At 42.5% G+C, this 8,010-nt stretch carries 10 protein-coding genes and 1 pseudogene; 10 read left to right on the forward strand and 1 reads right to left on the reverse strand.

The window, feature by feature from the left end:
* The 8 genes from J7R12_RS08305 to J7R12_RS08340 form a co-directional block, all read left to right on the forward strand.
* On the forward strand, window positions 1-527 hold a 527-nt coding region (locus J7R12_RS08305), incomplete at its 5' end, for an AAA family ATPase (protein WP_208439051.1).
* Window positions 528-553: 26 nt separating this feature from the next.
* Window positions 554-838, forward strand: a complete 285-nt coding sequence (locus J7R12_RS08310; RefSeq protein WP_126602591.1) for a hypothetical protein — start codon at window positions 554-556, stop codon at window positions 836-838.
* Window positions 835-987, forward strand: a complete 153-nt coding sequence (locus J7R12_RS09100; RefSeq protein ID WP_234924866.1) for a hypothetical protein — start codon at window positions 835-837, stop codon at window positions 985-987. Before J7R12_RS08310 ends, J7R12_RS09100 begins: the two co-directional genes overlap by 4 nt.
* Window positions 988-1,093: 106 nt before the next feature.
* On the forward strand, window positions 1,094-1,303 hold the full coding sequence (locus tag J7R12_RS08320) for a DUF3164 family protein (protein ID WP_370866379.1): 210 nt from the start codon (window positions 1,094-1,096) through the stop codon (window positions 1,301-1,303).
* Window positions 1,304-1,455: 152 nt separating this feature from the next.
* Complete coding sequence (locus tag J7R12_RS08325; protein WP_234924867.1) at window positions 1,456-2,451, forward strand: MFS transporter; 996 nt, start codon at window positions 1,456-1,458, stop codon at window positions 2,449-2,451.
* A gap of 207 nt (window positions 2,452-2,658) precedes the next feature.
* Window positions 2,659-3,864, forward strand: coding sequence for an ATP-grasp domain-containing protein (locus tag J7R12_RS08330; protein ID WP_126602593.1), 1,206 nt, complete (start codon window positions 2,659-2,661; stop codon window positions 3,862-3,864).
* A gap of 23 nt (window positions 3,865-3,887) precedes the next feature.
* Complete coding sequence (locus J7R12_RS08335; RefSeq protein ID WP_126602595.1) at window positions 3,888-4,604, forward strand: YqcI/YcgG family protein; 717 nt, start codon at window positions 3,888-3,890, stop codon at window positions 4,602-4,604.
* On the forward strand, window positions 4,597-4,926 hold the full coding sequence (locus tag J7R12_RS08340) for a cupin domain-containing protein (protein ID WP_126602597.1): 330 nt from the start codon (window positions 4,597-4,599) through the stop codon (window positions 4,924-4,926). The genes J7R12_RS08335 and J7R12_RS08340 overlap by 8 nt, the downstream gene beginning before the upstream one ends.
* A gap of 91 nt (window positions 4,927-5,017) precedes the next feature.
* Here the strand turns inward: J7R12_RS08340 and J7R12_RS08345 are convergent, their stop codons facing one another.
* Window positions 5,018-5,233, reverse strand: a complete 216-nt coding sequence (locus J7R12_RS08345) for a hypothetical protein (protein WP_126602599.1) — start codon at window positions 5,231-5,233, stop codon at window positions 5,018-5,020.
* Window positions 5,234-5,608: 375 nt separating this feature from the next.
* Between J7R12_RS08345 and J7R12_RS08350 the strand changes: the two genes are divergently transcribed.
* Window positions 5,609-7,906 carry a phage tail tape measure protein gene (locus J7R12_RS08350; protein WP_126602601.1) on the forward strand — a complete coding sequence of 766 codons (2,298 nt, stop codon included), beginning with the start codon at window positions 5,609-5,611 and terminating at the stop codon, window positions 7,904-7,906.
* A gap of 30 nt (window positions 7,907-7,936) precedes the next feature.
* Window positions 7,937-8,010 (forward strand): annotated as a pseudogene (locus tag J7R12_RS09105) (phage tail protein); the annotation flags it as partial.

Raw genomic sequence — 8,010 nt, forward strand, 5'->3', positions numbered from 1 at the left:
TGGTGACAGCAAGCCCACATACGCGCAGTGTTCATGGTATTTTGAATGATATGGCGGCAGAATTGGAAGTGGTGGAATATAATCCCACCCGCTTAACGCGTGCTATTGGCAAGAAATTAGAGCGTGTAGGTGGTGGGACGTTACTGATTGTTGATGAGGCGCAAAATTTGACAGATGAGGCGATTAATCAGTTGCGCCATTTTGTTGATATCAATGGCACGGGGTTAGCTTTGGTTGGCAATGATGAGATTTCGGGACGTTTGGTACATCGTCAAAACGGACCTTCTTATGCGCAAATTAAAAGCCGTTTGGCCATGCATCTGAAGCGTCGCAAGCCCTATAGTGAGGATATTGCTGCCCGTATTCATGATTGGGGGATTGAAGATGTTGGTGCGATAAAGTTTTTGACAGGGATTGGTTTGAAAGCTGGTGCTTTGCGGCAAATTGACAAAACCATAATGTTGGCACGCATGGCAGCACTTGGGGATGGGTGTGAGGTAACGCTTAAACATGTCAAAGCGGCATGAAAAAACCGTGATGTGGAGGAATTGGCATGATGACTCTGAGCCCTAAGGAATTATCCGATACGCTTGTTGGTCTTTATGACGATTATCAACGCGGTTTTGAGATTGGAGAACAGCTTAAATTGTGTGTGGATTTGGCGTTATCTCTTGAGTTGGAATTGAGTATTCACCGTTTAAGCGAAGCAGAGGCGGTTTTAGAGGGCCAAGTGGTGGAAGCTTTGCCCCGTTGCAGAAATCCTTATTCCAAGAGGGATGAGGCAATTGATGCAACCAGTACAGTTATTCATATGGATTTTGGAGGCGAAAAGTTATGAAACGGAACCCTTATATGGTTGGAGATTGCTTGATTGCTTTGCGCTCTGCTTTGTTAAAGCATGAAATGGATGGGATTTTTTTAAGTGCGAAAGATGTTCGAGAACTGAATAATTATTTGTGCCGATTGGCGGGTTATAACCACATTTAGGGCATGAACTTTTGCGGTGTCGTTGGCAAATAAAGGCGGGGTACAAACCTTTGTCAGGGGATGTTGTGCCGTTTCGCCGTTTTCAAAAAACATAAGGAGGACTTTTGTGATTAATCAACCAATTGAGCTTGAAGGAACGCATTATATGAAGGATTCGAAGGGGGCTTTGGTACCAGTAAGTCTGATCCGCCCTGCGGATTTATTAGAGGATGAAACGGTGTGCAAAATTATGGGTTTTGCGAAAGAATTATCGGCAAGGTTTTCTGCAATAAGCACAGCAAAAGTACCAGTCATTTGTGCTATTTGGTCTTCCTAAAATTAGTTATCACTACGATCAATGCCAGTATTGAATTTTATATCGTGCTTCTATAGAAAAACTTGACATGCTTAGAAAAATGTGAGCTAAGTAGCTGTAAATTATGGGTATTTATAATACTGTGCATTTTAAATATATGGACAGGGGGGAGAATGCGCAAGGAGTTGGTTTTCCGATTTTATGGGCTTGTTGTTGTGCTGTATCTTTCTGATATGGTTCTCTTCTTAAGTAATCTTTGGAACGCTTATCGCATAACATCCTCACCGGTTTTCTTGGGCGTGACCATGGCTTTAGGAACCTTTACACCCTATCTTTTAAAAAAAAGTGGCCGTGTGCATATTAAGCCCTCGCTGCAGTTGGTAGATTTATACAAAAGGCGAATCGTCATCTATAGCCTTCTTTTTTTGATTACTCTTTTTCATTATAGTGATTCTTTCCTTGGTGTTATTAGTGTATCTATCTCTATCGGTTATCTCTCTTCGATCACCTTAAGTACACTTGAGACTTATAATACTAAACTAGCACTGAGTGGTTATATTAGTGCTCAAAAAGCTGCTCGTATTATGCAAACAGTGGTGCAGATTGGTGCCTTTTTGGGAGCAGCCTTTAGTGGTTATCTCTTAGAAGTAACCAGCCCGCGAGGAGCAGCGGCTGGAGTTGGCTATAATGGTTTAATCGCGGCAATTTGTATGTTTGACATCATCGTAAGCTTTGTAGCCGGATATGTTATCTTTCGCGATGAATATAGCGCTACAGGTGCCGCACCACCTGCAACTGAGAAAGAGCAAACAGCTGCGCCGAAGGTAGATGGGCTTTCTCTTGAACTTAAACTTTTATGCGTCTGCATAGGCCTTATTGGTTTTCATATTTGCGCCTATAATACACTGGCGACCATTCTTTTTCAGAGTGTGAAAAATTTTAGCTCTGAATATTATGGACTTTGCAGTGCAGTTGCGGGTGTGGGTGCTTTTTTAGCTGCTTTTATCAAAATCCCTCGCTTTGAATTCATCCTTCCAGCCCTTATGTTAGGTGTGGCTGATCTCATTTTTAGCACCACCCAATCGCCCCATTTGGCTGTGATCTTTTGCTTTTTTATTGGCTTTTCAATGAACACCATGCGAATTAACGCTGCGAAAGCATATGATTGAAGCTACTCAGACAGAAGCTCAAGCAGAGCTTGTGGGAAGCTATAGCGGCATGCTTTATACTATCTCCCAATCAGTGGGTTATATTATCCTTGGTTTTCTTACAAGCTCCGCCCTTATGGGGCCGCAGGCAGCTGTTTATCTTCTACCCCTTATAGGGCTGATAATTTTTATTTATATCCTTTTCCTTTTATCACGGCAGGCCAAAGCATGAGCAAACCCATTCTTATTGTCGATCCTTTCTCCACGGGTGCCCTCTATGGCCCTGCTTTGCAAAAATTAGGCTATGACTGTTACGGCGTTTTATCTCAACCAGCTCCTTTTTCGCACTATATGCTTTCCTATAAGGGTGAAGGCATGGCAGAAGCGAAGCTTCATAGTGTAGATGAGATAAAGCAACGCTTTCCAGTTGGCAAGATAAAGGCCGTGGTGGCAGGTGCCGAAGGAGGTATATATTGTGCAGAGCAATTGGCTACATATTATGGTTGTCTTGGAAATAACCCCTTGACCACTGATTGGCGGCGAAAAAAAGGGGCGATGCAAAGGCGTCTTTGTGACAATGGTTTATCTTACATCCGATCGAAGCTTCTTACAAAAGGCGATTGTACTGTCGATGATTTTGAAAGCCACAGTGGTTATGTGGTGAAACCGAATGATTCTTCTGGGAGTGATGGCGTTTTGTTTTTCTCTAGCCGTGAGGAATTGGTGGAGTGGACTTCAAGGATTAACTGGACGCAGAAAAATGTTTTTGGCATGCCTAATGAAGCTTATTTGCTCCAAGAAAGATTGGTAGGAGAGGAATACATAATAGATGCCGTTGTAAATGGAGAAGCTATAAAGATATGCACTTTATCACGATATAAAAAGGGCATCCATAATGGGAGTGCCTTTGTTTATGAATCGCTTGATGTACTTGATGCTCAAGAGCCTCTTTATGCTGCTCTTATCTCTTATGCAAAACAATGCATTGGCGCGGTAGGAATTGAATATGGGCCTGCGCATATGGAGATCATGCAAACCACCCGCGGCCCAGTGATGATCGAGGTGGGAGCCCGCCTCCATGGGGGGATTGCACCTGCCTTGTTTGCGCATTGCTATGAAGATGATTTACTTAAAAGCTCCGTTAACCTTATTGCGGGGGTATTTTCGGAAGTACCAAGTCGCTTTAAGAAAAAGGGGCGTATTATCTTTCTTATTAACAAAGCCGACGGCCGTATCATAAAAGATATTGATCTATGGAAGAAAAAGCTTCATTCTTGGAAAAATGTAGTTCATTTTATGCTCTTTTTTAAAGAAAATGAGCCTCTGCCGCTGACAATTGATTTAAATACCTGCCCAGCAATTATAGCTATTTGGGGCCGAAGTGATGATGAATTATCTAACGCAGAAGAGATAATTCGCAGCAATTTTCTATGAAATACAACAATCGGGAGGAAAATATGGATTCAGCGGAACAAATAATGAGAAATATAGACAAGTATGAAAAATGGAAGCAAGTGATTTTTAAAGAATTCGATGCGATCATGAATAACAAAAATAGACCTTTTCCCTGCTTATTTGGAGTGAAGGGATACCAAAAAGACATGCTTAGATTTGGGTTTTACAAAGAGTTAACCGCAAAAAATATTATGGAAGACCTTATAAATTATTGCGATAATTATAAGAATTTTGGAAAAAATACATCTTTTGTTGCATTCGAGGAACCTTCCTCCATACAAAGTATCGAAGTTTATAGAAAGAAATTTTGGTCTATACTTAAAGATTTGCAAGCACTTGACGATCGAGAATGGCCTGAGCATATACCAAAAAATATGGATGATCCTCTATGGGAGTTCTGCTTTCATGGTGAGCCTATGTTCATAGTTTGCAATACACCATCCCATATAAATAGAATAAGTAGGAGAAGTTCTACATTTATGTTAACTTTTCAGCCTAGGTGGGTTTTTTCTGATCTACTCGATACAGAGCAAAAAGCAAAAAATGCGTTCTCCGCTGTAACAAAAAGACTTGAACCTTTTGATATTATAATAAAATCTCCTTTTTTAGGGAAATATGGCGATTCAAAGAATAGAGAGTGGATGCAATACTTCTTGCAAGATAATAATATTGAATCCCTATCTTGTCCATATCATATAATGGAGCGCAATAATGACTAAGTTTTCTAAAATTAAATTAAATAAAAATATATACGATATATTAAAAATGATGCTACCAGAGCAAGGATCGATAGAGATACAAAGAGATCTTCCAAGAAGAATACACGATTGGCATACTCACGAGGTTGATGAAACCCTTTTAATTATAGAGGGAGAGTTAGATTTTTTCTATAGAGAAAAGTGTATAACCTGTACACTAGGAAATGTTATACATCTGCCTGCCAATACAAAGCACAAATCGATTGCGGCAGATGTAGGATGCATATACGCGATCGTTACGGAAAATTTCATTATTGAAAATGGGCAGCTAAATGCTTTCTAATTGATTTTCTCTGATATAGGGCTTTATCTTTTTACTGCCGCTTTTTATAAAGCTGTGCTTTCTAAGTTCTGAGGCAGATAAGAGCGTTAATTTATGGTGTTTGGCACCGATTCAGTGCAGAGAGTTTTCTGGTACCGCGTTGTACTTTCGCGGTTTGTTTTGTGGCATAAAATAGAACATTGGAAAGTGTTTGCACCCAGATTATAGGTGAAGGAGAGGTCAGTGCATTAAACTGGTCATCAGTCAGTGGCACAGTGATTAAACAGAGAACAGCTCGTTCAGTAATTACCGCATCTTGCAGTAACATTTCTCTATTCTGCATTTCATTTGTATCGGTTGAAAAAAGTCTTTATTGTCTTTAACCACATATGGCTATAGCCAATGGTGAGGTAGCCTGTAGGGGAAAATAAACGGTTCGAAAGAAACTTTTGAACCGTTTGATCAGATCCAGCATGTTTTATAATATACCTCATTTTTCCAGCGTTTTTATAAATTTCAGGTTATTGCTACCATATTAAAAAAACGCTATGTCACTGCTCTTGGCGGAGAATTGCTTTGCGTTTCATCACAAGCATAAAGGGATCAATGCTGTATTGTTTTGAAAGTCGTTTCTTATCGCAGTGAATTAGCACGCCTGAAACAGCAGGAATATGAAAGTCATCAGTTAGGATAAGATATTATCATGGATGTTTCGCTTGTTGTGCGTTTTGTCAATCACCTGCAAGAGGGGATCGCTTCTGCCAAGCGGGATTTGCAAGCCTTTAGTGCCGATGTTGCCCATTTCCAAAACAAAACAAGGCAGCATTTTAAAAATTGGTTTGACCCTGAGCATCTTGAGGATGCGACCAAAAATGCGGAAAATGCTTTCAACCAAGCGCGTGGACGTATGGTGGGTGCGCTTGCCCAAACAGCAACCTTAATTGCACCGCTCTATAAAGCCATGCAATTCGACCAATCAATGAAAGGCTTGGAAAAGGTTCTGGATGCGCCGCTTGATCGCTTAAAGGAATTGCGCCGTTTTGCTTTGGAAACCTCCACCAAAATTCCGCTCGCAGCGCGTGAAGTTTTGGAACTGATGACCAGTGCTAGCCAAGCAGGGATTGGCGAACAAGATTTAGAAGCTTTTAGCATTTATGCCGCAAAAGCGGCTGTAGCATTTGATATGACGGGGGATCAGATTGGGGAGCGCTTTGCCAAATTGCGCAATGTTTTTAAGCTTAATCAAGCAGGCATTGAAGATTTGGGCGATGCCATTAATCATCTCTCTAACCACATGGCGGCAAAAGCCAGTGAAGTGTCTGATTTTACCAATCGTGCCACCGGTGCGGCAACCATGTTTAAACTCACCGCCCGTGAAACGGCTGCTTTTGGTACGGCGATGATTTCTGCTGGGATTGTCCCTGAGAGTGCCGCGCGTGGTTTTAATGCTATGAGTGCCCGCATTCAGGCGGGAGGCAAGCATATTGAAGATGCTTTTGCTAATATCGGGCTTTCCCGCGAAAAATTCATGCAAGATCTGGACAAAGATGCCACCGGTACCTTGGTGCGCTTTTTTGATGTTTTAGCCAAATCAGAACAGGGCATGCGTTCTCTGATTGCCATTGCTGGGCGGGATTTTACCGGTGATTTTGCAAAATTGGTTGGCAATCCCGAATTGTTAGGGCAAGCTTTAAAATATGTCGAAGACCCAAAAGTTTTTAAAGGCTCTGTAGAGCAAGAGGCGGACAAACAAGCAACCGGTGCCATCAGACAGTTTGAACTTTTGCAAAATCGCATCGTGGCTTTGGGGATTACCATTGGTGAAGTTTTATTGCCTCCTGTCAACAGTTTGATGGAAAGTGTTGGCACTTTTACCAATGGGCTTATGGCATGGGCCAATGCCCATCCCGCTTTAACAAGTGCCATCATCAAAACCATTGCCGCCCTGATGACTTTTAACATCACTCTGCGCGTGTTGCGCTTTACCATGGCGGGTACACGCCTTGGGCTTCTTCAACTCATGACTTCTTTTGTTAAGCTTGGAACGCTCAGTCGTGCGCTAAAAACAAGTTGGCGAGGTTTAATCGCATCAGGGCGCTCACTGGGAATAATGGCTACAAGTCTTGGGGCAAGTGCGCTGCGTTTGTTGCGACCGATGACTTTACTCGTGGCTGGCTTTCGGGGGCTTATGGTCTCTGGTTCTGCATTCGTTGCTACTTTTGGTTGGATAGGCACAGTGATAGAAGTGATTGCTGCTGGCATTGCCGCTGTTGTGGCGGTGATTATGGCTGCTTGTTTTGCTTTGTGGAAATATTGGGATCGTTTCTCTTCTTTTGTCAAAGGTTTTGCACGGGGGATAGCACGTGCTTTTGGTCGTGCCTTTGAAGCCGTCATGCGCTTTTTTGGCGCCGATACCGCAACCATCACCAAGTGGAAAAACGCCATTGCTGCTGCTTTTGATTTCTCTAAACATTGGCAAAAGTTCAAACAGGGGCTTGAGTTTGTTGGCAGGTGGTTTGGCAATGTGTGGGATGGTTTTAAGCAAAGCATCGCCAATTTTTGGAGTTGGTTGGGGAGCTTTTTTGCCCGCGAAAAGCTCTCTGATGATGCGAAAGCCGGTATGGAACAAGCAGGGGAGGATTTGGCTAATTGGATTGTCGATGGTTTTATGGCACCCATTACAAAATTGAAGGACTTTTTTCAATCTTTGCCAAGCCGCATCAGAGAATGGATTGGATCAATTGATTTATCCGACCTGTTTCATTTGCCCAGTTGGCTTGGCGGCAAAACACCCGTTCAACCGATTATGCAATATGCCGGTGCTGGTCATGCCAATTACTCTGGTCGTGAGCAAAGAGAGAAAGACCGCTCCACCACCACGCATAATCAAAATATCACGGTGCATGTCAATGGCGCTCGTGATCCCGTTGCCACGGGGCGTGCAGTAAGTCACGCACTTCAACGTGCACGCGCCAATGCTCTGCATGGTGGAACAGAATAATGGAAAGAACAAAATGAGGGGAGGGAGGCAATGAGAGATCCTTTGATGATGTTAGGTCCACATCAATTTTATGTGGACTGGCTGAATTTCCAATCCTTCGAGGA

Source organism: Bartonella vinsonii subsp. vinsonii, assembly GCF_902825235.1.
Classification (GTDB): domain Bacteria; phylum Pseudomonadota; class Alphaproteobacteria; order Rhizobiales; family Rhizobiaceae; genus Bartonella; species Bartonella vinsonii.

Bases quoted from the DNA above. Each gene is read 5' to 3' on its own strand.
- J7R12_RS08350 (WP_126602601.1), top strand. From the start codon at position 5,609: ATGGATGTTTCGCTTGTTGTGCGTTTTGTCAATCACCTGCAAGAGGGG.
- J7R12_RS08335 (WP_126602595.1), top strand. From the start codon at position 3,888: ATGGATTCAGCGGAACAAATAATGAGAAATATAGACAAGTATGAAAAA.
- J7R12_RS08345 (WP_126602599.1), bottom strand. From the start codon at position 5,233: ATGTTACTGCAAGATGCGGTAATTACTGAACGAGCTGTTCTCTGTTTA.
- J7R12_RS08325 (WP_234924867.1), top strand. From the start codon at position 1,456: ATGCGCAAGGAGTTGGTTTTCCGATTTTATGGGCTTGTTGTTGTGCTG.
- J7R12_RS08330 (WP_126602593.1), top strand. From the start codon at position 2,659: ATGAGCAAACCCATTCTTATTGTCGATCCTTTCTCCACGGGTGCCCTC.
- J7R12_RS09100 (WP_234924866.1), top strand. From the start codon at position 835: ATGAAACGGAACCCTTATATGGTTGGAGATTGCTTGATTGCTTTGCGC.
- J7R12_RS08310 (WP_126602591.1), top strand. From the start codon at position 554: ATGATGACTCTGAGCCCTAAGGAATTATCCGATACGCTTGTTGGTCTT.
- J7R12_RS08340 (WP_126602597.1), top strand. From the start codon at position 4,597: ATGACTAAGTTTTCTAAAATTAAATTAAATAAAAATATATACGATATA.